This window comes from Microbacterium sp. P5_B6 (assembly GCF_056400345.1).
On sequence record NZ_JBFULL010000006.1, the window covers coordinates 358,612 to 380,423 of the forward strand.

At 66.1% G+C, this 21,812-nt stretch carries 21 protein-coding genes and 2 tRNA genes; 11 read left to right on the top strand and 12 right to left on the bottom strand.

The genetic code is table 11. The features are described 5' to 3' along the window. Window positions 1-29 precede the first annotated feature (29 nt). A tRNA-Ala gene (locus AC1DP3_RS11025) sits at window positions 30-102 on the bottom strand. A 14-nt stretch (window positions 103-116) separates the two neighbouring features. Further along, window positions 117-190: transfer RNA gene (locus AC1DP3_RS11030), tRNA-Ile, on the bottom strand. A gap of 93 nt (window positions 191-283) precedes the next feature. On the opposite strand from AC1DP3_RS11030, the gene AC1DP3_RS11035 reads away from it, so the two are divergent. Continuing rightward, window positions 284-1,012, top strand: a complete 729-nt coding sequence (locus tag AC1DP3_RS11035; RefSeq protein ID WP_477293212.1) for a VIT1/CCC1 transporter family protein — start codon at window positions 284-286, stop codon at window positions 1,010-1,012. Between the two features lie 74 nt (window positions 1,013-1,086). On the opposite strand, the gene AC1DP3_RS11040 is transcribed toward AC1DP3_RS11035, so the two are convergent. From AC1DP3_RS11040 to dnaA, 7 genes are all read right to left on the bottom strand, one after another. Then, the gene (locus AC1DP3_RS11040) at window positions 1,087-1,491 is read right to left on the bottom strand and encodes a DUF3566 domain-containing protein (RefSeq protein ID WP_477293213.1); all 405 of its coding nucleotides are present in this window, start codon (window positions 1,489-1,491) and stop codon (window positions 1,087-1,089) included. Then, a complete protein-coding gene (gyrA, locus tag AC1DP3_RS11045; RefSeq protein WP_477293214.1) occupies window positions 1,488-4,049 on the bottom strand; it encodes a DNA gyrase subunit A in 2,562 nt (853 codons plus the stop codon). Before gyrA ends, AC1DP3_RS11040 begins: the two co-directional genes overlap by 4 nt. Before the next feature lie 83 nt (window positions 4,050-4,132). Continuing rightward, window positions 4,133-6,169, bottom strand: a complete 2,037-nt coding sequence (gene gyrB / locus AC1DP3_RS11050) for a DNA topoisomerase (ATP-hydrolyzing) subunit B (protein ID WP_477293215.1) — start codon at window positions 6,167-6,169, stop codon at window positions 4,133-4,135. Window positions 6,170-6,293: 124 nt separating this feature from the next. Then, complete coding sequence (locus AC1DP3_RS11055) at window positions 6,294-6,836, bottom strand: DciA family protein (RefSeq protein ID WP_477293216.1); 543 nt, start codon at window positions 6,834-6,836, stop codon at window positions 6,294-6,296. Further along, window positions 6,829-8,004: a DNA replication/repair protein RecF gene (gene recF, locus AC1DP3_RS11060; RefSeq protein WP_477293217.1), complete on the bottom strand. Its 1,176-nt coding sequence runs from the start codon at window positions 8,002-8,004 to the stop codon at window positions 6,829-6,831. Before recF ends, AC1DP3_RS11055 begins: the two co-directional genes overlap by 8 nt. A gap of 88 nt (window positions 8,005-8,092) precedes the next feature. After that, a complete protein-coding gene (gene dnaN, locus AC1DP3_RS11065; RefSeq protein WP_477293279.1) occupies window positions 8,093-9,244 on the bottom strand; it encodes a DNA polymerase III subunit beta in 1,152 nt (383 codons plus the stop codon). 567 nt (window positions 9,245-9,811) lie between these two features. Next, entirely contained in the window at window positions 9,812-11,248 is a 1,437-nt protein-coding gene (gene dnaA, locus AC1DP3_RS11070; RefSeq protein WP_477293218.1) for a chromosomal replication initiator protein DnaA, read from the bottom strand. 306 nt (window positions 11,249-11,554) lie between these two features. On the opposite strand from dnaA, the gene rpmH reads away from it, so the two are divergent. The 9 genes from rpmH (at window position 11,555) to AC1DP3_RS11115 (ending at window position 19,073) form a co-directional block, all read left to right on the top strand. Next, a complete protein-coding gene (gene rpmH, locus AC1DP3_RS11075) occupies window positions 11,555-11,692 on the top strand; it encodes a 50S ribosomal protein L34 (RefSeq protein WP_055961817.1) in 138 nt (45 codons plus the stop codon). A gap of 9 nt (window positions 11,693-11,701) precedes the next feature. Then, a complete protein-coding gene (gene rnpA, locus AC1DP3_RS11080; protein ID WP_477293219.1) occupies window positions 11,702-12,040 on the top strand; it encodes a ribonuclease P protein component in 339 nt (112 codons plus the stop codon). Further along, window positions 12,037-12,387, top strand: coding sequence for a membrane protein insertion efficiency factor YidD (yidD, locus tag AC1DP3_RS11085; RefSeq protein ID WP_477293220.1), 351 nt, complete (start codon window positions 12,037-12,039; stop codon window positions 12,385-12,387). Before rnpA ends, yidD begins: the two co-directional genes overlap by 4 nt. Before the next feature lie 12 nt (window positions 12,388-12,399). Continuing rightward, window positions 12,400-13,542 carry a membrane protein insertase YidC gene (gene yidC, locus AC1DP3_RS11090; RefSeq protein ID WP_477293280.1) on the top strand — a complete coding sequence of 381 codons (1,143 nt, stop codon included), beginning with the start codon at window positions 12,400-12,402 and terminating at the stop codon, window positions 13,540-13,542. A 56-nt stretch (window positions 13,543-13,598) separates the two neighbouring features. Continuing rightward, window positions 13,599-14,120 carry a Jag family protein gene (locus AC1DP3_RS11095; RefSeq protein ID WP_477293282.1) on the top strand — a complete coding sequence of 174 codons (522 nt, stop codon included), beginning with the start codon at window positions 13,599-13,601 and terminating at the stop codon, window positions 14,118-14,120. A 19-nt stretch (window positions 14,121-14,139) separates the two neighbouring features. Further along, window positions 14,140-14,766 (top strand): 16S rRNA (guanine(527)-N(7))-methyltransferase RsmG, encoded by a 627-nt coding sequence (rsmG, locus tag AC1DP3_RS11100; RefSeq protein ID WP_477293221.1) that lies wholly within the window; start codon window positions 14,140-14,142, stop codon window positions 14,764-14,766. 1,060 nt (window positions 14,767-15,826) lie between these two features. Then, a complete protein-coding gene (locus AC1DP3_RS11105; RefSeq protein ID WP_477293284.1) occupies window positions 15,827-16,105 on the top strand; it encodes a GIY-YIG nuclease family protein in 279 nt (92 codons plus the stop codon). A 1,058-nt stretch (window positions 16,106-17,163) separates the two neighbouring features. Beyond that, window positions 17,164-18,096 (top strand): ParA family protein, encoded by a 933-nt coding sequence (locus tag AC1DP3_RS11110; protein ID WP_477293222.1) that lies wholly within the window; start codon window positions 17,164-17,166, stop codon window positions 18,094-18,096. Then, complete coding sequence (locus AC1DP3_RS11115; RefSeq protein ID WP_477293223.1) at window positions 18,096-19,073, top strand: ParB/RepB/Spo0J family partition protein; 978 nt, start codon at window positions 18,096-18,098, stop codon at window positions 19,071-19,073. The genes AC1DP3_RS11110 and AC1DP3_RS11115 overlap by 1 nt, the downstream gene beginning before the upstream one ends. Here AC1DP3_RS11115 and AC1DP3_RS11120 read toward each other — a convergent pair. Then, window positions 19,058-20,347: an RNA polymerase sigma factor gene (locus AC1DP3_RS11120; protein WP_477293224.1), complete on the bottom strand. Its 1,290-nt coding sequence runs from the start codon at window positions 20,345-20,347 to the stop codon at window positions 19,058-19,060. The genes AC1DP3_RS11115 and AC1DP3_RS11120 overlap by 16 nt on opposite strands. A gap of 53 nt (window positions 20,348-20,400) precedes the next feature. Here AC1DP3_RS11120 and AC1DP3_RS11125 point away from each other — a divergent pair, with 53 nt between their 5' ends. Next, window positions 20,401-20,748, top strand: a complete 348-nt coding sequence (locus AC1DP3_RS11125; RefSeq protein WP_477293225.1) for a tryptophan synthase subunit alpha — start codon at window positions 20,401-20,403, stop codon at window positions 20,746-20,748. A gap of 20 nt (window positions 20,749-20,768) precedes the next feature. On the opposite strand, the gene AC1DP3_RS11130 is transcribed toward AC1DP3_RS11125, so the two are convergent. Together AC1DP3_RS11130 and trxA are read right to left on the bottom strand one after the other, a co-directional pair. Continuing rightward, window positions 20,769-21,200, bottom strand: coding sequence for a YciI family protein (locus tag AC1DP3_RS11130; RefSeq protein ID WP_477293226.1), 432 nt, complete (start codon window positions 21,198-21,200; stop codon window positions 20,769-20,771). A gap of 245 nt (window positions 21,201-21,445) precedes the next feature. After that, window positions 21,446-21,769 carry a thioredoxin gene (trxA, locus tag AC1DP3_RS11135; RefSeq protein WP_477293227.1) on the bottom strand — a complete coding sequence of 108 codons (324 nt, stop codon included), beginning with the start codon at window positions 21,767-21,769 and terminating at the stop codon, window positions 21,446-21,448. Window positions 21,770-21,812 lie beyond the last annotated feature (43 nt).

A 21,812-nucleotide genomic window follows, 5' to 3' on the forward strand; every position in this document is an offset into this window, starting at 1 on the left:
TCCCCGCAGGAACGGCGCTTCGCACATCGTGGAGCCTAGGAGATTCGAACTCCTGACATCCTGCTTGCAAAGCAGGCGCTCTACCAACTGAGCTAAGGCCCCGGGGCTTGTTTCTGTGGGGCTACCAGGACTTGAACCTGGGACCTCTTCATTATCAGTGAAGCGCTCTAACCGCCTGAGCTATAGCCCCGCTGTGCCGGCACTTGCGCGCCGTCAACCTCCAAGACTTTACCTGACGCGCGGCCATTTCTCGAATCGAGGCCGATAGCCGCGACCCTGGTGCTTGACTGGGGTCGTGACTGCAGCGCCCCACGCCGGAGAAGTTCATGCGGGCAACCTGGGCCAGCGCCTCAATTGGCTGCGCGCGGGCGTGCTCGGTGCGAACGACGGGATCGTCTCGATCGCGTCACTCGTCGTCGGTGTGGCCGGCGCGACCACCTCGACGCCTGCCCTCCTTGTCGCCGGCATCGCGGGACTGGTGGGCGGCGCGGTGTCGATGGCCCTCGGCGAGTATGTGTCGGTGAGCAGTCAGCGCGATACCGAGCGCGCGCTCATCGCCAAGGAGCGCCGCGAGCTGGAGGAGATGCCCGAAGCCGAGCTCGAGGAGCTCACGCAGCTCTACCGCGACAGGGGTCTGTCCGAGGCCACGGCAGGCCAAGTCGCCAAGGAGCTCACCGCTCACGACGCGCTCTCGGCCCACCTCGAGGTCGAGCTCGGCATCAACCAGGACGATCTCGTCAACCCGTGGCACGCGGCCATCTCGTCGGCCAGCGCGTTCACGGTCGGTGCCCTCCTGCCGCTCCTCGCGATCCTCCTGCCGCCCCCGGAGTGGCGCATCCCGGTGACATTCGCGGCGGTGCTCCTGGCACTCGCTCTGACGGGGACGATCTCAGCGCGGCTCGGCGACGCCCCTGTCGGGAGAGCGGTACTCCGGCTCGTGCTCGGCGGCGCGCTGGCGCTCGCAGCCACCTGGCTCATCGGATCGCTGCTCGGCACGTCCGCGCTCGTCTGACCTTCTGGCGCATGGCCGGGATGCGAATGCCCCGCCCGGCGCGAGGCTGGGCGGGGCATCCGGTCGAATGAGCCTCAGTTCGAGGTGAAGCCCACCAGCAGCCCACCGGTGATCTTGACCGCGAGGTTGTAGATGCCCGCGACGACCGCGCCGAGGACCGTGACCACCACGAGGTTCAGGATCGCGACGATCGCAGCGACCGCCATGACCTGCGGCAGTCCGACGAACTGGCTGAGGGTGACCCCGCCGTCGGAGAAGCTCTGGAAGAACTCATCGACGCGACCGATGAGGCCGGTCGCCTGGATGACCATGTACACCATGAAGAACGCGACGACCGTCACGATCGCGATGGCCACAGCGGCAAGGAACGACAGCTTCAGGGCCGACCAGAAGTCCACGTACACCAGCCGCAGGCGAACCTGCTTGGCACTGGTCTTGTGACTCGACTTCTTGGCGAGCTTGTCGGCTACGGTGCTCATGCGTCAGTACTCTCCTGKGGGATGTCGGAAGAGGCCTCCGGTGCAGCGGACTCGACGTCTGCTTCGGCCTCTGTCTCGGCCAAGCCGCGCTCCCCGTTGCGCGCGATCGCAATGATGCGATCGTCGTCGTCGKGGCGGGCGAACACGACACCCATGGTGTCGCGACCCTTGGCAGGCACCTCGGCCACGGCAGAGCGTACCACCTTGCCGCTGGCAAGAACCACCAAGACCTCGTCGTCCTCGGACGCGATCAGGCCGCCGGCGAGAACCCCTCGGTCGTCGTTCAGCTTGGCCACCTTGATGCCGAGGCCGCCTCGGCTCTGGCTGCGGTACTGGTCGACGGCGGTGCGCTTGGCATACCCGCCTTCGGTGACCACGAAGACATAGCCGTCGTCGGCCGCGAGGGATGCCGACAGCAGACTGTCGTGGCCGCGGAAGGACATGCCCTTGACGCCTTCGGTCGATCGCCCCATCGGGCGCAGGGCCTCATCGGTGGCCGTGAACCGGAGCGACATCCCGTGCCTGCTGATGAGCAGGATGTCATCGCCCTCGTCGACGAGGAGTGCGCTGACGACCTCGTCGTCTTCGCGCAGACGGATCGCGATCACCCCGCCCTGGCGGTTCGTGTCGTACTCCGTGAGCCGGGTCTTCTTGATGAGCCCGCCACGAGTGGCCAGCACCAGATACGTGGCCACCTGATAGTCGCGGATGTCGAGGATCTGCGCGATCTCCTCGCCGGGCTGGAGCGCCAGGAGGTTCGCGACGTGCTGACCCTTCGCATCGCGTCCCGCCTCGGGCACGCGGTAGGCCTTCTCGCGGTAGACGCGGMCCTTGGTGCTGAAGAACAGGAGCCAGTGGTGGGTCGTGGTGACGAAGAAGTGCTCGACGACGTCGTCGGCGCGCAGCTGCGCGCCCTTCACGCCCTTGCCGCCGCGGTGCTGCGAGCGGTAGTTGTCGCTGCGGGTGCGCTTGATGTAGCCGTCGCGCGTGACCGTGACCACCATCTCCTCTTCGGGGATGAGGTCCTCGTCGGTCATGTCGCCGTCGAACCCGAAGACGATGTCGGTGCGTCGGTCATCGCCGAACTTGTCGACGATCGCGGTGAGCTCCTCGCGGATGATGAGACGCTGGCGGCCCGGGCTGGCGAGGATGTCGCGGTAGTCGGCGATCTGCGCCTCGAGCTCGGTGGCCTCGTCGATGATCTTCTGGCGCTCGAGGGCGGCGAGCCGGCGGAGCTGCATCGACAGGATGGCATCTGCCTGGATGTCGTCGATCTCGAGAAGCGACTTCAGCCCCGATCGGGCTTCATCGACGGTGGGCGACCGGCGGATCAGGGCGATGACCTCATCGAGCGCATCGAGCGCCTTGAGGTACGCACGCAGGATGTGCATGCGCTTCTCGGCCTCGCGCAGCCGGTACTGGGTGCGGCGCACGATGACGTCGATCTGGTGGTCGACCCAGTGCGAGATGAAGCCGTCGAGCGAGAGCGTCCGGGGGACGCCGTCGACGATCGCCAGCATGTTGGCGCCGAAGTTCTCCTGCAGCTGCGTGTGCTTGTACAGGTTGTTCAGCACGACCTTGGCGACAGCATCCCGCTTGAGCACGATGACGAGACGCTGACCCGTGCGTCCCGATGTCTCGTCGCGGATGTCGGCGATGCCGGAGATCTTGCCGTCGCGCGCGAGATCGGCGATCTTGAGCGCCAGGTTGTCGGGGTTCACCTGGTACGGGAGCTCGGTGATCACGAGGCACGTGCGGCCCTGGATCTCGGCGATCTCGACGACCGCGCGCATGGTGATCGAGCCGCGACCGGTGCGGTACGCCTCCTGGACACCCCGGGTGCCCAGGATCTGCGCGCCCGTCGGGAAGTCCGGTCCCTTGATGCGCTGCATGAGCGCCTCGAGCAGCTCTTCACGCGTCGCTTCAGGATGCTCGAGCGCCCAGAGCGCTCCCTGCGCCACCTCGCGGAGATTGTGCGGCGGGATGTTGGTGGCCATGCCGACCGCGATGCCCACGGAGCCGTTGACGAGCAGGTTCGGGAACCGCGCCGGCATGACGGACGGCTCCTGCGTCTGCCCGTCGTAGTTGTCGGTGAAGTCGACGGTCTCCTCTTCGATGTCGCGCACCATCTCGAGCGCGAGCGGAGCCATCTTGGTCTCGGTGTAGCGAGGGGCGGCGGCACCCATGTTGCCCGGGGACCCGAAGTTGCCCTGACCGAGCGCCAGGGGGTAGCGCAGTGCCCACGGCTGGACCAGGCGGACCAGGGTGTCATAGATGGCGGTGTCACCGTGCGGGTGGTACTGGCCCATGACCTCGCCGACGACGCGGGCGCACTTGGAGAAGGACTTGTCGGGGCGGTAACCGCCGTCGTACATGGCGTAGATCACGCGGCGGTGCACAGGCTTGAGCCCGTCGCGCACATCCGGGAGCGCGCGGCCGATGATGACCGCCATCGCGTAGTCGAGATAGCTGCGCTGCATCTCGCCCTGCAGGTCGACCTGCTCGATGTGCCCGTGGTTGTGCGAGGAGTCCTCGGTCGTGATGCTGTCGTCAGCCATGCGTTTCTCTTCCGTTGAGCCGGTCCATGTCCATGCGCCCGCTCAGCGACCGCACAGCGGCCGCGTGTCGAGGCGGAGGGACACTAGATGTCGAGGAACCGGACATCCTTCGCGTTCTTCTGGATGAACTGGCGGCGGGACTCGACGTCCTCGCCCATGAGCGTCGTGAAGATGGTGTCGGCGGCGACGGCGTCATCGATCGTCACCTGACGCAGCGTGCGGGTCGTGGGGTCCATGGTCGTCTCCCACAGCTCTTTGTCGTTCATCTCGCCGAGACCCTTGTAGCGCTGGATCCCGTTCTCCTTCGGGATGCGCTTGCCGCTTGCGAGACCGTCGTTGAGCAGCGCGTCGCGCTCGACGTCCGAGTAGACGTACTCGTGCGGCGAGTTCGACCACTTGAGCCGATAGAGCGGGGGCATCGCGAGATACACGTAGCCGGCTTCGATCAGACCGCGCATGTACCGGAAGAGCATCGTGAGCAGCAGCGTCGTGATGTGCTGGCCGTCGACATYGGCATCCGCCATCAGGACGATCTTGTGATAGCGGGCTTTCTCGACCGTGAAGTCCTCGCCGATCCCCGCGCCGAAAGCGGCGATCATCGCCTGGATCTCGTTGTTGCCGAGCGCCCGGTCGAGCCGCGCGCGCTCGACGTTCAGGATCTTTCCGCGGAGGGCGAGGATCGCCTGAGTGTGCGGGTCGCGACCCTGCACTGCGGAGCCGCCTGCCGAGTCGCCCTCCACGAGGAAGATCTCGCTGATCGAGGGGTCCTTCGACGTGCAGTCCTTGAGCTTGTCGGGCATCGACGCACTCTCGAAGACGCTCTTGCGGCGGGCCGTCTCACGAGCCTTGCGGGCGGCCAGGCGCGCAGTCGCGGCATCGATCGCCTTGCGGACGACGAGTTTCGCCTGAACGGGGTTGCGCTCGAACCAGTCACCCAGCTTGTCGCCGACGACCTTCTGCACGTACGCCTTGGCCTCGGTGTTGCCGAGCTTGGTCTTCGTCTGGCCCTCGAACTGCGGCTCGGAGAGCTTCACCGAGAGCACGGCGGTGAGTCCCTCTCGGACGTCGTCGCCGGACAGGTTCTCGTCCTTCTCCTTGAGAAGGCTCTGTGCGCGCGCGTACTTGTTGACGAGGGTCGTCAGCGCTGCGCGAAAGCCCTCTTCGTGAGTGCCGCCTTCATGGGTGTTGATCGTGTTCGCGTACGTGAAGACGTTCTCGGTGTAGCTCGTCGTCCACTGCATCGCGAGCTCGAGCGCGATGTGGCGCTCGGTGTCCTCGGACTCGACCTCGATGATCTGGTCGTTGACGACATCCGCGTGACGGGTCTTGTTGAGGTACTCGACGTAGTCGACGAGTCCCCGCTCATAGAGGAATGAGTCACTCGGCTGTGACAGCACGACAGCGCCCTCGACCTCGGTCTCGACGGCCTCGTTCGGACGCAGATCGGTCAGATCGATGCGGAGTCCCTTGTTGAGGAACGCCATCTGCTGGAACCGCGTACGCAGAGTCTCGTAGTCGAAGTCGACGGTCTCGAAGATCCCGGCGTCGGGCCAGAACGTGATAGTCGTACCGGTCTCGTCGCTCTCCTCTTCCTGCGCGAGGGGTGCGAGGGGCACGCCTCCGCCCGTGAACGACTGGCGCCAGACATGGCCTTGGCGGCGCACCGCGACCTCGAGTCGTGAGGACAGGGCGTTCACCACCGACGAGCCGACGCCGTGCAGGCCGCCGGAGACGGCATACCCACCTCCGCCGAACTTTCCGCCGGCGTGCAGCACGGTGAGGACGACCTCCACCGTGGACTTGCCCTCTGTGCGGTGCATGTCGACAGGGATGCCGCGGCCGTTGTCGATGACGCGCACGCCCCCGTCTTCGAGGATCGTCACATCGATGAGGTCGCAGAAGCCGGCCAGAGCCTCATCGACGGAGTTGTCGACGATCTCGTAGACGAGGTGGTGGAGTCCGCGTGGGCCGGTCGAACCGATGTACATGCCGGGACGCTTGCGAACCGCCTCGAGTCCTTCGAGAACCTGGATCGCGTCTGCACCATAGTCGCTGAGTGGTTTGGGCGGCGGGGTGATCGCGGGTTCTCCGGCGACGTTATCGGCATTCACAGACGTCATATGCTCTCGAGCGCTCCAGATCGGTCGTCGGGGATCGGTTCCATTCTACCAAGAAGCCGACCCTTCGCGCGCCTGAGCGGCCCTGTGCCGCGCTGAAATCCCGCCTGCCGACCCCGGACCTCACTCAGCCGTAGGTATCGCGCGGACCGCGCCCTGGAATGGCTCTGGGACCCCATTTCCATGAGGGAACGTCCGGCCCGATGAATCGGATCCCTTCGACCCCGGCATCCGGGAACCTGCGGACGATCTCGGAAAGGATGTGCGAGCGCATGAGCTGCAGCTGCTTCGCCCACGCTGTGGAGTCGGCCTGAACGGTGAGCGTTCCGTCCGCGAAGGCCACCGGCCGGGTGTGTCCGGCGGTGTCTGCGCCCGCGACCTCGTTCCACGAGCGCACCACGTCTTCCCGGGCGAGCTGGGCGTTCCAGCCGGAGTCGCGGGTGAGCGCCGCCACGACATCTCCGAGACCGCGTGGGTCGCGTCCGGCGGTGAAAGGTGCGTTCTCGTCGTCGGCGGCGCGGCGGCGCTTCTTGCGGAACGAGCGAGCGGACGGCTCGAGCCCGCGCAGCCGCAGATAGGTGGCGATCGTCTCCGGCAGGTCGGAAGGGTCGCCGCCGAACGTCGACCGGATAGCGGATGCCGCATCCCGCGGATCGACGGCGTCAGGCATCGGCCGTCTCGGTGATCTGCCCCGCCTCGACCCGCACCACGCGAGCGCGAAGCCCCTGCGGCACATCCTGTTCGACGGCGGCGGTGACGACGACCTGCTCGTAGCCCGCCACGAGGTCGGCCAGGCGCGCGCGACGATCGGTGTCGAGCTCGGCGAAGACGTCGTCGAGGATCAGCACGGGGTCGCCCAGCCGCGACTCGGCGCGCAGGAGCTCGGCCGAGGCCAGCCGCAGCGCCAGTGCGACCGACCAGGATTCTCCGTGCGACGCGTACCCCTTCACTGGTAGCCCGCGGACGCGAAGCACGAGATCGTCGCGGTGCGGCCCGACGAGGGTCAGGCCCCGATCGAGTTCGGCGGATCTGCGCTCGGCCAGTGCCGCGCGGAACATGTCGGAGGTCGAGGTCGACGCCCCGGGAGCGAGCCCTGGTTCTGCCGGGTCGCGCAGGGCGGCACCGTCTTCGGGATCGCCACCCTGCACCGACAGCGCCCACTCGAGCTCAGGCCGGTGGTCGGCGCCGGCGATCGCGGCATAGGCGGCAGCCAGCGGCGTCGCGAGCTCGTCTGCCAGGGCGACCCGCGCGTCGATCACCTGGGTGCCGATTGCGACGAGCTTGTCGTCCCACACGTCGAGCGTAGAGAGCGCATCTCCCCTGATGCCACGTGCTCGCGCCGATTTCAACAGTGCCGTCCGCTGCTTGAGTACCCGGTCGTAGTCGCCGAGCACAGCGCTCATGCGGGGCGAGCGCTGAACGAGCAGCTGGTCTGAGAACCGCCGGCGCGAGGACGGATCTCCGCGAACGATCTGGAGGTCTTCGGGAGCGAAGAGCACGACCTGCGCGTAGCGCGGGAGCTCGGAGGTCTTCACCGGCGCGCCGTTGACCCGCGCTTTGTTCGAACCCTGCCGGTTCACCTGCGCTTCAAGGAGGACTTTCCGTTCTCCGTGCGCCAGGCGCGCGCGGACGATCGCCGCATCGGCGCCGTCGCGCACCATCGGAGCGTCGTTCGACACCCGATGCGAGCCGAGCGTCGCGAAGAACGCGATCGCCTCAGCCAGATTCGTCTTGCCCTGGCCGTTGCGGCCGATGAACACATTCGGACCGGGACGGAGCGTGACATCGGCGACCGCATAGTTGCGGAAGTCGATGAGACTCAGCTGCTCCACGATCACGGATCAACCCTAGTTCTGGCCCCTGACGTGCCGGCTCCTGCCCGCTCGACGCATACCTTTCGCGCCAGCCGTGCGAGCGGATCGGGGCTCAGCGCAGGAGAAGGTTGGGCTGCAGCAGGTACTTGAACGTCTCAGCACCGCCCTTGTCGACCGACGTCTGAGGCGTGATGAGCACCGGGCTCAGCTTGTTGGCGTTCTCGCTCGAGGTGAAGGTGATCCGTGCGAACTCGCTGCGGACGGCCGAGAGCGCCTCGAGGAGGTACTGCGGGTTGAGTCCGAGCGTGACGTCGTCACCGGCGAGAGTCGCATCGACGGCCTCGGAAGCCCGCGCCTGCTCGGTGCCCGACGCATCCATCGACACGCCCTCGTCCGTGAAGGTGAACCTCAACGGGGCTGAGCGGTCGAGCACGAGCGAAACGCGCCGCACCGCTTCCTGCAGGTCGGCGGTGTTCACCACCGAGTGGTGCTCGGTCTGCTCCGGGAAAAGGCGCCGCACCGGCGGGAAATTGCCCTTGATCAGCAGCGAGGTCACGGTCTTGTTGCCGGCGGTGAACGCGATGATCTCGCGGTCGCCCGAGCCGGAGAAGGCGATCGAGATGTTGCCGCTGTGCGCGAAGGTCTTGCCGACCTCGATCAGCGTGCGCGCCGGGACGAGGGCCGTGGTCGGCTCCTCGGATGCTGTCGAGCCGCCGTCCCACGGGATCTCACGAAGCGCGACGCGGTAGCGGTCGGTCGCGACGAGGCTCAGCTGCGTGCCCGAGACCTCGAGCTGGACCCCGGTGAGCACCGGCGTCACATCGTCGCGGGAGGCCGCGAACGCGACCTGCGCGATGGCTGTGGCGAAGTCGTCGGCGGGCACGAGGCCGGATTCGCCGCTCACCTCGGGAATCGCGGGGTACTCCTGCACCGGCATCGACGCGAGGGTGAATCGCGCCGATCCGCAGGTGAGGACGATGCCCCCGTCGTCATCGACCTCGATCTGGATCGGGGCGTTGGGCAGACGGCTCGCGATGTCGGAGAGCAGACGGCCGTGGACGAGGATCGTGCCGGGCTCATCGACGGTGGCTTCGATCGTCGTGCGAGCGGACGCTTCGTAGTCGAAGGCGGCCAGCGAAAGGCCAGCCTCGCTCGCTTCGATCAGCACACCGGCCAGGATCGGCTGGGGATTGCGCTGCGGGAGAAGWTTGACGACGAACGACACGGCTTCGCTGAAGACATCGCGATTGACGTGGAACCTCACGGGGTCTCCCTTGTCGTCCTGGGGGCTTGGGTTACCCATGCTAGTGCCCTRCTCGGGGCGGACCCCAAGACACCGGCCCGGCGGCGTCAAGGTGATCGAACGTGTATCAATCAAAAGTTTCTTGTCATCTTGTTAACCCCTGTGGAATCTGTGGATAACTCGAGCGATCCCATGGGAGTCAACGGAACTACACGCGTGTGAGATGTGGAGCGCCTGAGGAATGCGCTCCGAGTCGCTCGTGCCACTCCCTCGGAGAACAGACCCTTCCTCCACAGGCTCGAGGCGATCGCCMACAGGTTTCGGCAATCAAGACGAGTTATCCACAGGTTTTCCACACTGTGAAGAACGCAGATAATGCCCCTGTTCTGGGCGAGGTGTCAAGGACTTTCGCCGGCATATGACCGCAGATGCCGATGCGGGCAGGCACGCCCCGCGGCGGCAGCATTCCCATCACGATCCCGGAATGCGATGCCGGGGGTGCACGGGAGGGTGTGAGTGCATGTCGTACGCGGGCACGCCGGCCACAGAGGCGTGGACCGGACGGGACGAACGAGAGATGCGGCGGCGTCAGCGGCCGTTGCGGCCGAGCTGTGCCGTGATCTCGGACACCTGGTTGTAGATCGAGCGACGCTCCTTCATGAGGTCGCTGATCTTCTTGTAGGCGTACATCACGGTCGTGTGGTCGCGGTTGCCGAAGAGCTGCCCGATCTTGGGGAGGGACAGGCTCGTGCGCTCACGGCAGAGGTACATCGCGATCTGGCGGGCGGTGGCGACCRCCTGTGACCGGCTGGAGCCGTAGAGGTCGTCGACCGTCAGCTTGAAGTAGGCAGCCGTGGCGGTGATGATGTCCGTCGGCGAGATGACGTTCGCGTCGTCCTGATCGATGATGTCGCGCAGCACGGTCTGTGCGAGTGACATGTCGAGGGTCGAGCGGTTGAGGCTGGCGAACGCCGAGACGCGGATGAGGGCGCCCTCGAGCTCGCGGATGTTGGATGAGACCACCGTCGCGATGTATTCGAGGACCTCGTCGGGGATGTGGAGCCTCTCGCTCTGCGCCTTCTTGCGAAGGATCGCGATGCGGGTCTCGAGGTCTGGGGCCTGCACGTCGGTGATGAGACCCCACTCGAAGCGGCTGCGCATGCGGTCTTCGAAGCCGGTCAGATGCTTGGGCGGCACATCGCTCGTGATCACGACCTGCTTGTCGTGATCGTGGAGGGTGTTGAAGGTGTGGAAGAACGCCTCCTGGGTCTCGGCGCGACCCTGCAGGAACTGGATGTCGTCGATGAGCAGGATGTCGACATCGCGGTATCGCGCCTGGAAAGCCGAGCCGCGGTTGTTGGCGATGGAGTTGATGAAGTCGTTCGTGAACTCTTCGCTCGAGACGTACCGCACCCGGATGCCGCTGTACAGGCTCATGGCATAGTCGCCGATCGCGTGCAGCAGGTGCGTCTTGCCGAGCCCGGAGTCGCCGTAGATGAAGAGCGGGTTGTACGCCTTGGCCGGGGCTTCGGCGACGGCGACGGCTGCCGCATGGGCGAAGCGGTTGGACTGCCCGATGACGAAGTTGTCGAACGTGTACTTCGGGTTCAGACGCGAGTCGCTGCGGGCCGATGCCGTGTCGACGGGGTCGTCGAGGCGCTGCCGGATCTGGGCCGGGGCCGGGGGGAGATCGAGATCGGGCGAGCCGGAGGTCGATACGAGGATCGGCGCTGTCAGATGCTGGTCGGCGAGATCGGGGTTCACGACGACGCGGAAGGTGGTGGCCACGGGCTCGGACTGCGGCACGCGCGCCAGGGCCTCGAGGATGGGTGCCCGCATCCGCTTGTTGATCTGCGCAGCGGTGAGGTCGTTGGGGACGTCGAGATACAGCGTTCCGCTCATCACGCCCTGGGGAACTGCGAGGTTGAGGAAGCCGTGAAGCTGCGGCGTCACTCGGTCATCCACCGTGAGTTCGCCGAGCACCGCCCCCCAGACAGGAACATCTGGAATCTCGAGCTGCGACATGGTCCCCCCGGAAAGAACTGCGCCTCAGAATCAGGGGACGCGACACCCTGTGCCTGTGGATAACTGCCGGAGCCACGCTAGTCAGCGGGCGTCTCGCGAGCAAACTCCACTGTAGATCCGGGCGCGTGTCGGTGCCAGGGCCCCGGTTCGATCTGTGCATAATGCCGGCTCGGAGGGCTCGGTTTGAGTTCTCGGCCCACACGACGTAGCCTTAATCGGTTGACTTATGCCCTCGCGGCAGTTTCCTGCAAGCAAGCACGTCTCCGGTCTGAGCGTCCCGGTGACATCCGATCCGGAAGAGATCCCATGAGCAAGCGCACCTTCCAGCCCAATAACCGCCGTCGTGCCAAGAAGCACGGCTTCCGTGCCCGCATGCACACGCGTGCCGGCCGCGCCATCCTTTCGGCGCGTCGCGGCAAGGGCCGCACCGAGCTCTCAGCCTGACATCGGGCGGTGCTCGCAAGGCCGAACCGACTCACCCGCGGAGCGGAATACAAGGCCGTCGTCCGTCGGGGTCGTCGCTGCGCGGCCGCGCACACCCTCACGTACGTCGTGACGTCGGGCGAGGCACGTCCGCCGCGGTTCGGCTTCATCGTGAGCAAGCAAGTCGGATCTGCTGTCGTGCGCAACACCGTGCGACGCCGTCTGAAGGCCGTATGCTTCGGTGCCCTGGAGGACGTGACTCAGGGATCGGATGTCGTGATCCGCGCCCTGCCCTCGTCGGCGAACGCAGACTTCTCCGAACTTCGAGCCGAAGTCCAACGCTGTCTCGCGCGAAAGGCCGCGGCATGAGCGTGCTGCCCGGCTACGCGCTCGGCGACGGCCGGCTTGAGGCATCCGACGCTCTGCGCGCTGTTCCGCTCGTCCCTCGCAACCTCGCGCTCGCGCTTCTGCACGGCTACCGTGCGACGATCTCGCACACCTATGGCGACGTCTGCAAGTACTTCCCGTCGTGCTCCGCGTACGCCGTCGGAGCGCTGCAGCAGCACGGCATCGTCAAAGGCGTTGGTCTGACCACAGCTCGCCTCGCCCGTTGTCATCCCTGGGCTGAAGGCGGCGTCGATGACGTCCCGCCGCACCGGCGGTTCCGCTACGACTTGACCCCGCACGGTTATGTCGTGCCCCTGAGAAAGGACTGATCCGTGACGGATCTGCTTCTGCTTGCCACCAGCACCCCGGCGCCAGCCGCGGCTGCCGGTGGATTCGACCTGCTCGGAATCATCCTCTGGCCGCTGAAGTGGCTGGTCGAACTGGTCCTCGTAGCATGGCACGCGCTCTTCACGTTCATGGGCCTCCCGGCCGCGGACGGCATCACCTGGGTGCTGGCCATCGTCGGACTGGTCGTCGTCGTGCGTGCGGCTCTGATCCCCCTCTTCGTGAGGCAGATCAAGAGTCAGCGCAAGATGATGGAAATCGCCCCTGAACTGCGGAAAGTTCAAGAGAAGTACAAGGGCAAGAAGGATCAGCTCTCGCGTGAGGCCATGAGTCGCGAGACGATGGCGCTCTACAAGAAGCACGGCACCACCCCTGTCTCGAGCTGTCTGCCGCTCCTGGTGCAGATGCCGGTCTTCTTCTCGCTCTATTCGGTGCTGAGCTCGATCAAGCTGCACGCCGAGAGCGGTCTCGGTGGCGTCGGACCGCTCACCCCGGAACTGACCCTCGAGTTCTACAACGCCAAGCTCTTCGGCGTGGCGTCGCTGCACGAGACCCTGATCGACGCGATCAACGCCCAGAACACCACGGCGATCATCATCCTGGTGACCCTGGTGGTCCTCATGATCGCGTCGCAGTTCTTCWCTCAGCTGCAGATCATCTCGAAGAACCTCTCCCCCGAAGCCAAGACCGGCCAGGCCTACCAGATGCAGAAGGTGATGCTCTACGTCCTGCCGCTGGGCTTCGTCTTCTCCGGCATCTTCTTCCCGCTCGGCGTGGTCATCTACTGGTTCGTGTCGAACCTGTGGACCATGGCGCAGCAGTTCCTCGTCATCCGCGAGATGCCGACCCCCGGGTCTGAGGCGGCGAAGGAGCGCGAAGAGCGACTCGCTCGCAAGGGCAAGGCAATCGACTCCTCCGGCAAGGTCGTCTCGATGGAGAAGTACCAGGCCGAGCAGCAGCGCCTTCTCGAAGAGGCCGAGCGGGCCCGCGCCGCCGCCCCGAAGCGCCAGCAGCCGGTCAACAAGCAGCGTGCGAAGAAGCAGACCCCGCAGAAGGGYGGCTCGCCGAACCCCGGTTCGACGAAACCCGGACAGAGTGGGGCGACGGATGCCGGCGAGCCCAAGCCGACGGATGCGTGAGCGTCGTCGCGCCCATGTCCGTGAACGAGATGCCTGAAGTGACTACCGAGGACGCCATGACCACCACCGATCCCATCGACTCCGCGGAAGCTCTCGCCCCCCAGCGGGAGCCCGCCACTGTGGAGCAGCTCGAGCAGGAAGGCGACGTCGCGGCTGACTACATCGAAGCACTGCTCGACATCGCCGACATCGATGGCGATCTCGCTCTCGATGTGCGCTCGGGGCGCGCATATGTCTCCATCGAGGCAGAGGATGAGAGCGCTCTCACGCTGTTGTCTGCACCGGATACCGTGCAGGCTCTCCAGGAGCTGACGCGCATCGCGGTACAGAGCCGGACCGGACGCTTTTCACGGTTGATCCTCGACATCGGCGGATCACGCGACACCCGCGAGCAGCAGCTCGCGACCCTGGTGGACCGGGCAATTGCGCGCCTGGAAGAAGGCGCGACGCAGGCCTCACTGCCGTCGATGTCGAGCTACGAGCGCAAGCTCGTTCACGACATCGTGGCCGACCGCGGCTTCGTCTCTGAGTCGTACGGTGAGGGCGCGGACCGCCACACGGTCATTCGCCGCCACTGATGTTTCACGTGAAACAGTCATGAGTGAGGTTGAGGTCGAGCCGGCTGCCGCAGCGGAGATCTTCAGGGACCGGATCGAGTTGGCCCGTCAGTTCACCCAGGCGCTTGCCGAGCAGGGTGAAGAGCGAGGGCTGATCGGGCCGCTCGAACCGCCCCGCCTGTGGACACGCCATGTGCTGAACAGCGCCGTCATCGCGCCGCTGTTCACCGGTCGTGTGGGTGACATCGGATCTGGCGCCGGTCTCCCGGGCCTGGTGCTCGCGATCGCTCGCCCGGACGTCGAATGGATCCTCATCGAGCCGATGGAACGCCGCGTCGCCTGGCTGTCTGAGCAGGTGGCAGAGCTTGGACTGGACAACGTCGAGGTGCTGCGCGCTCGAGCCGAGGACTGGAAGCGCGGACCGGTGCTGGATGCGGTCACCGCCCGCGCCGTCAGCGCTCTCCGGACCCTCGTGCCGATCACCGCGCCTCTGGTGCGTGACGGCGGCGAGCTGATTCTGATGAAGGGCGCCAGCGCGGMGACCGAGGTCGACGCCGCCACCAAGCCCCTGCGCAAGTTCGGCGTGACAGATGTTCGCGTAGAGGTTCTGGGCGCAGAGTTGCTCTCCGAGCCCACCCGCGTCGTGCGAGCGACGATCCGCCGCTGACCCCACTGAACACGCCGAGCGAGTGGCGAGCGCAGCCGCCGTGGTCCTGTGGGTCGGGTCGGGAGCAATGCCGACGCTGTCCCGGTGATCGAGTAGCGACGAAGCCGGCCCTGTCCCCCGGTGATCGAGTAGCGAGCGAAGCCGGCGCAGTCCCGGGGATCGAGTAGCGAGCGAAGCCCGCGTATCGAGATCCCGCCGCCGCTCTTGCTAGATATCCCGAGCACGTCGGCTGAGTCCTCTGCTGGTTTCGATACGCCGCGGGCGGCAACTCAACCAGCGGGATCGCGCGGCTGCGATGGTGATTGGTGCGATCAGCCGGTGTCCCGGTGATCGAGTAGCGAGCGTAGCCCGCGTATCGAGATCACGCCGCAGTGATGGCTGTACATCGCGAGCAGGTGGCTGAGTCGTCTGCTGGTTTCGATACGCCGCGGGCGGCTACTCACCCAGCGGATCGCGAGCCTGTGTGGGTGATTGGTGCGAATCCGCCGGTTTCCGGATGATCGAGTAGCGAGCGAAGCCCGCGTATCGAGATCACGCCGCAGTGATGGCTGTACATGACGAGCAGGTGGCTGAGTCGTCTGCTGGTTTCGATACGTCGCAGGCGGCTACTCAACCAGCGGGATTGCGCGGCCGCGTGGGTGATTGGTGCGAAGCGGCGGGTTTCCCGGTGATCGAGTAGCGAGCGAAGCCCGCGTATCGAGATCACGCCGCCGTGATGGCTGTACATCGGGAGCAGGTGGGCTGAGGTCGTCTGCTGGTTTCGATACGCCGCAGGCGGCTACTCAACCAGCGGATCGCGCGCCTGCGTGGGTGACTCGTGCGAATCTGCCGGTTTCCCGGTGATCGAGTACCGAGCGAAGCCCGCATATCGGTATCGACGTCATCCCCATGTTTCACGTGAAACATCACCCGCGGTCCTCCGCGTTTCACGTGAAACAGTCCTCCCAGTACCGGCCCGACTGTCTCCCCCACAGTCAGCTCTGCGCACTCAGTGCTCACACAAACGTCGCAGATACCCACCGTCGTCATCACCCGAAGACACCTTGGACTGATGGCCTACATGTACATCCTTGAGTGCAGCGACCGATCCCTCTACGTCGGCAGCACCCGGAATCTCGATCGAAGGCTCTGGGCGCACAACGAGGGCCTCGGTTCTGCGTACACGAGGCACCGATTACCGGTCCGCCTGCTGTACTTCGAGAAGTATGACCGGATAGATGCAGCATTCGCGCGTGAGAAGCAGGTCCAAGGATGGAGCCGCGCCAAGCGGTTGGCGCTGGTGAAGTACACACCAGAGAAGCTGCCTCCGCTGAGCCGAAAGCCGCCTCGCAAGGAATAGTGGCACCGTTTCACGTGAAACATCTCTCGACGTATTGGTTTCGATACGCCGCGGGCGGCTACTCAACCACCGGGACGCCCGCATTCCGATGATCGAGTAGCGAGCGGAGCCCGCGTATCGAGATCAGGCGCCGGAGAACGCCGGACGGGACGCTGGTTTCGATACGCCGCGGGCGGCTACTCAACCACCGGGACGCCCGCATTCCGATGATCGAGTGGCGAGCGGAGCCCGCGTATCGAGATCAGGCGCCCGGGGACACGCCGGGCTGGACGCTGGTTTCGATACGCCGCGGGCGGCTACTCAACCAGCGGGACACCGCCATCCCGGTGATCGAGTAGCGAGCGAAGCCCGCGCATCGAGATCAGGCGCCGGAGGACACGCCGGGCTGGACGCTGGTGTCGATACGCCGTGGGCGGCTACTCAACCACCGGGACGCCCGCATTCCGGTGATCGAGTGGCGAGCGAAGCACGCGAACCCGAGATCAGGCGCCGGAGAACGCGCCGGACAGGACCCTGGTTTCGATACGCCGCGGGCGGCTACTCAACCACCGGTTGCCGGTGATCGAGTAGCGAGCGGAGCCCGCGTATCGAGATCACGCGCTCGGGGATGCGCCGGAATAGCTGCTGGCTGGTTTCGATACGCCGCGAGCGGCTACTCAACCAGCGGGACGCCGGCATCCCGGTGATGGAGTAGCGAGCGAAGCCCGCGGATCGGGATCAGGCGCCCGGGGATTGCGCCGGATGGGCTTCTGGGTGGTTTCGCTACGCCGCGGGCGGCTACTCAACCAGCGGGACGCCGCCATCCCGGTGATCGAGTAGCGAGCGAAGCCCGCGTATCGAGATCAGGCGCTGGAGGACGAGCCCGGTCATGAGCCCGCTGGTTTCGATACGCCGCGGGCGGCTACTCAACCACCGGGAAGCCCGCGTATCGAGATCACGTCGTGGGGAGCGAGCCCGGKAAGATCGACGTGAGACGGGCGCGGGAGAAGGGGGTKGGGGAGGCGCGGGATAGAGTTGACAGGAGTTCTGGACGGCATCCGAAAGGTGGAGTGTTTCACGTGAAACAACCCGAGAACGCGGAGGCCGCGGCATCCTCTTCGTTCGAAGACACCCCTCTCGCGCGCGAACTCGCAGACCTCACCGCTCGCAGGAGAGCGCTCGAGCACACCGACATCGCACTGTCAGGAAAGACTCGCGTCCTCACGGTCTCGAACCAGAAGGGCGGCGTGGGAAAGACCACGACAGCCGTCAATATGGCGGCCGCGCTGGCCTCGGTCGGTGCTCGCGTGCTCGTGATCGACTTGGATCCCCAGGGAAACGCCTCGACGGCACTCGGCGTGCCGCACACCTCTGACGTTCCCTCGGTCTACGACGTTCTGATCGACGAAACTCCACTCGCGGACATCATTCAGACAAGCCCCGAGTCTCCCAATCTGCTGTGTGCGCCGAGCACAATTCACCTGGCTGGCGCCGAAATCGAACTCGTGTCGCAGGTCGCGCGTGAGCACCGGCTTCGCACGGCGCTCGACGACTATCTGGCGAATCTCGAAGAGCGCCTCGACTTCGTGATCATCGACTGCCCGCCGTCGCTGGGACTGCTCACCATCAACGCGTTCGCCGCCGCGCAAGAGCTGCTCATCCCGATCCAGTGCGAGTACTACGCACTCGAGGGGCTCAGTCAGCTCCTCGGAACCGTCAGGATGATCCAGAGGCACCTGAACCCTCGGCTGTTCCTGTCGACGATCGTCCTGACGATGTACGACGGGCGTACCCGTCTCGCGCAGCAGGTCGCCGAGGAGGTGCGCACGCACTTCGCGAAGGAAGTGCTCCACACCGTCATCCCGCGATCAGTGCGCGTCTCCGAGGCGCCGAGCTTCGGGCAGACGGTCATCGCGTACGACGGCCAGTCGGCCGGCGCCATCGCCTATCGCGAGGCCGCCGTGGAACTCATTCGACGAGACGACGTCGTCCACAACCGAGAGGAAGCCTGATGGCCAAGCGAACAGGACTGGGCCGAGGGATCGGGGCTCTCATCCCCACGAGCGAGACGTCGGATGCACGGCCGGTCGACGTGCTCTTTCCTCGCTCCTCTGCGCCCGCGACTGCCACTGCCGTCATCGAGCGCGAGGAAGAGCCGTCGAGCCCAGACCTCGTCGAGGTGCCAGGCGCCCGCCTGATCCACGTCGACCCGAACTCGATCGTTCCGAACCCACGGCAGCCACGGACCCACTTCGACGCGGATGACCTCGCTGAGCTCGTGCACAGCGTCAAGGAGTTCGGGGTCCTGCAACCTGTCGTGGTGCGCGACGCCGGCGACGGCACGTACGAGCTCATCATGGGGGAGCGCAGGACGCGCGCAGCGCGCGAGGCAGGTCTCGAATMGATCCCGGCCGTCGTTCGCGATACCGCGGATGAGCACCTCCTCCGCGATGCCCTGCTCGAGAACCTCCACCGAAGCGAGCTGAACCCCCTCGAAGAGGCATCGGCGTATCAGCAGCTTCTGGAAGACTTCGGCATCACACAGGAGGAGCTCGCGACAAGGATCGGCCGCTCCCGTCCTCAGATCAGCAACACCATCCGCCTGCTGAAGCTGCCCGTCCCGGTGCAGCAGAGGGTGGCCGCGGGAGTCCTGTCGGCGGGACACGCGCGAGCGATCCTGTCGCTCGACAACCCCGAATCCATGCAGCGTCTCGCCGACAAGATCGTCAACGAGGACCTCTCGGTCCGTGCGGCGGAAGCGGCCGCCAAGGCTCCGGATGCCGGTCGCGCACCCGCGGTGAAGCCCCAGGCCGGTTCCCGCCGAGCGCACCTCGACGAGGTCGCAGAGCGCCTCGGCGATCGGCTCAACACACGTGTGCGCATCTCCTTGACAGCGAGAAAAGGCCAGGTCAACATCGATTTCGCAAGCATTCAGGATCTCAATCGCATCCTCGAAGAGCTCGGCGAAACCGGCTACGGCTCGGCCTGATCGAGGGCCGGACGCGCCCATCCGAGGGTGACGGCTCGCCTTCGCAGAACCTCGGCCTCGGCCGTGTTACCCGGAAGGTCCGCGGCCCGGAGGAATGCCACAATGGCGGCATCCGGCTGTCCGACGCGCTCCAGAAGCTCACCGCGCACGCCGTGAAAAGGCCGGAACCCTGTCAGCTCGGATTCCAGGTCGTCCACGATGCTCAGGGCGCGCGCCGGACCCTCGACCATCGACACCGCGACAGCCCGGTTCAGCTGGATCACCGATGACGGAGCCAAGCTGAGGAGTGCGTCGTACAGGGCGACGATCCGCGGCCAATCCGTGTCATCTGCCGTCGGTGCAACGGCATGACACTCGGCCACCGCGGCCTGCAGCCCGTAGTATCCCAGCCCGCGATCGAATGATTGCGCCTTGGCAAGTGCCGTCCGACCTCGCTCGATCGCCGAGCGGTCCCAGCGCGAACGATCCTGCTCCGGGAGGGTCACCGGCAGGCCCTCTGGATCGGTCCGCGCAGCGAACCGCGACGACTGGAACTCCATGAGCGCCGTCAGCGCCAACACCTCGGGCTCGTTCGGCGCGAGCGCACCCAGCTGGCGCGCGAGCCTCACGGCTTCGCGAGCGACGTCGGGTCGCACGGGCAGTGCGCCGTCCGCCGGGGCGTACCCTTCCGTGAAGAGCAGATAGACGACCTGCAGGACGCTCGCGAGTCGCTGCGGGCGCTCCGCACGGCCGGGGATCTCGAACGGGACGCCGGCATCAGCCAAGGCGCGCTTCGCCCGTACGATGCGCTGCTGCACCGTCGGCACCGTGAGGAGCATGACCCGGGCGATCTGCTCGGTCGTCAGGCCTGCCACCGTCCGCAGCGTCAGTGCCAGCCGTGCGGCGGGGGCGAGGACCGGGTGACACGCCACGAAGACGAGACGCAGGACGTCGTCATCGATGCGGTCGGGATCACCCGCCGTCTGAACGTCGTCCCTCGAGTCGGCAGAGAGCACGTCGTTCCCCAGAACCGCCATCCGCTCCTCCAGTCTCTGACGACGACGCCACCCGTCGATGGCGCGCCGCTTGGCCACCGTCAGCAGCCACGCACCCGGGTTGTCAGGGATTCCCGACCGCGGCCAGGAGCCCAGAGCTTCGACCAGTGCCTCCTGAGCGAGATCCTCGGCCCACGCGAAGTCACCCGTGTGACGCGTGAGCGCGGCGACGATGCGCGCAGATTCCGCGCGCCACACGGCCTCGACCGCGCGGCGGGCGTGCTCGGCATCCGCGATCACAAACTGCTCCCGAGAGGGGGCTGCCCGTCGGTGACCGCCTTTAGGCTTGAGTAATGGCGACGCGTGACGACACCCCCCGCCGGAGGGCCAGTCTCGAGCTCCTGCGTGCGGAGGCCGCGGACGAGCTGTCTGTGCTGGTTCACGAGAGGCTCCGCAACGGGGAGGATCCGTGGGATTTCATGGAAGACCTTCCGAGTGTCGATGAGCTCGTGGTCTACACCCTTCGCGCGGAGAACATCCTGGCGAACGGGGGCTCGAGACCCAACGAGGCTCGCCACTACCGCGTGCTCCGGCAGATCGCACTCGAATATCCGCCCCTGACGCGAGCCGTGTGGCGGCTGCTCGGGGACGCCAACACGCACCGCCGCTGGGATGCGGTGGTGCGCGCTGACGCGTCGTAGTCGGGGCATCCCGTCAGCGATCAGCTGGTCGCTGCCCGCCATTCCTGCTCCCGGGCGACCGATTCACCGGCCGACACGCCCTGGAGGTCGGGCAGGAAATCGGCGATCTCATTGACACGCCGCACCTCGAGCGCCGTGCCGGGCCCCAGAGGGCACTTCCGCGCCCAGTGCTCGGCCTCTTCACGGCTCGCGACCTCCAGCAGCCAGTAGCCCGTGAAGATCTCGCGCGCCTCGGCGTAGGGTCCGTCGGTGACGACGGGCGGCTGCGAAGAGAAGTCGACGCGGAACCCCTCGGTCGCGTCGGCGAGGCCCTCGGCTGAGAGGAAGACTCCCGCCTTCTGCAGTTCGTCGTTGTACGCCCCCATCACCGCGAACACCTGGGCGAGGTCGAGGGTCTGGGCGGCACGGGCCGCAGCCTCGGGCTCCACCTGCATGATCAGCATCCAGCGCATGTCCTGCTCCTTGTCGTCAGCGGGCCGTTCCCGCTCGAAGACGGCTCTCTCGCCGGCTTTCACTCAGACGTCGAACGGGCGTGAGAGATATCGACATCCTCCGGGAAATCGGCGTCGAAATCGATGGATGCCGCAAACGGCATAAGTGCGACAGCGACGGCGGCTCCGACATCCGGAGCACAGAAAAGCCCCGCGCACCGGGGATTCCTCCACCGAAGCGCGGGGCTTCTGAAACCGAAGGCGGATTACGCCAGGTAGTTCGCGAGATCCTGCTCGAGAGCGAACTTCGGCTTGGCGCCGATGATCGTCGTCTGCACCTCACCCTTGTTGAAGACCTTCATCGCCGGGATAGACGTGATCTGGTACTTCATGGCGAGATCGGGGTTCTCGTCGACGTTGAGCTTGAGGATCGTGATCTTGTCGGGGTGCTCGGCCTGGATCTGGTCGAGGATCGGCGAGACCATGCGGCACGGCCCGCACCACTCGGCCCAGAAGTCGACGAGCACGGGCCCGTCAGCCTGCAGAACATCCTCGCTCCACGAGGTCGAATTGGTGGCCTTGGCAGTCATAGGGTTTCTCCTTCGATCGGAACGTCAGGGGGGCGAGCCTCAT

What these genes read in the sequence shown, in the direction of transcription:
- rpmH (WP_055961817.1), top strand. Translation starts at nt 11,555, where the DNA reads ATGAGCAAGCGCACCTTCCAGCCCAATAACCGCCGTCGTGCCAAGAAG.
- AC1DP3_RS11040 (WP_477293213.1), bottom strand. Translation starts at nt 1,491, where the DNA reads ATGAGCACCGTAGCCGACAAGCTCGCCAAGAAGTCGAGTCACAAGACC.
- yidD (WP_477293220.1), top strand. Translation starts at nt 12,037, where the DNA reads ATGAGCGTGCTGCCCGGCTACGCGCTCGGCGACGGCCGGCTTGAGGCA.
- AC1DP3_RS11105 (WP_477293284.1), top strand. Translation starts at nt 15,827, where the DNA reads ATGTACATCCTTGAGTGCAGCGACCGATCCCTCTACGTCGGCAGCACC.
- AC1DP3_RS11130 (WP_477293226.1), bottom strand. Translation starts at nt 21,200, where the DNA reads ATGCGCTGGATGCTGATCATGCAGGTGGAGCCCGAGGCTGCGGCCCGT.
- AC1DP3_RS11055 (WP_477293216.1), bottom strand. Translation starts at nt 6,836, where the DNA reads ATGCCTGACGCCGTCGATCCGCGGGATGCGGCATCCGCTATCCGGTCG.
- trxA (WP_477293227.1), bottom strand. Translation starts at nt 21,769, where the DNA reads ATGACTGCCAAGGCCACCAATTCGACCTCGTGGAGCGAGGATGTTCTG.
- AC1DP3_RS11125 (WP_477293225.1), top strand. Translation starts at nt 20,401, where the DNA reads ATGGCGACGCGTGACGACACCCCCCGCCGGAGGGCCAGTCTCGAGCTC.
- AC1DP3_RS11095 (WP_477293282.1), top strand. Translation starts at nt 13,599, where the DNA reads ATGACCACCACCGATCCCATCGACTCCGCGGAAGCTCTCGCCCCCCAG.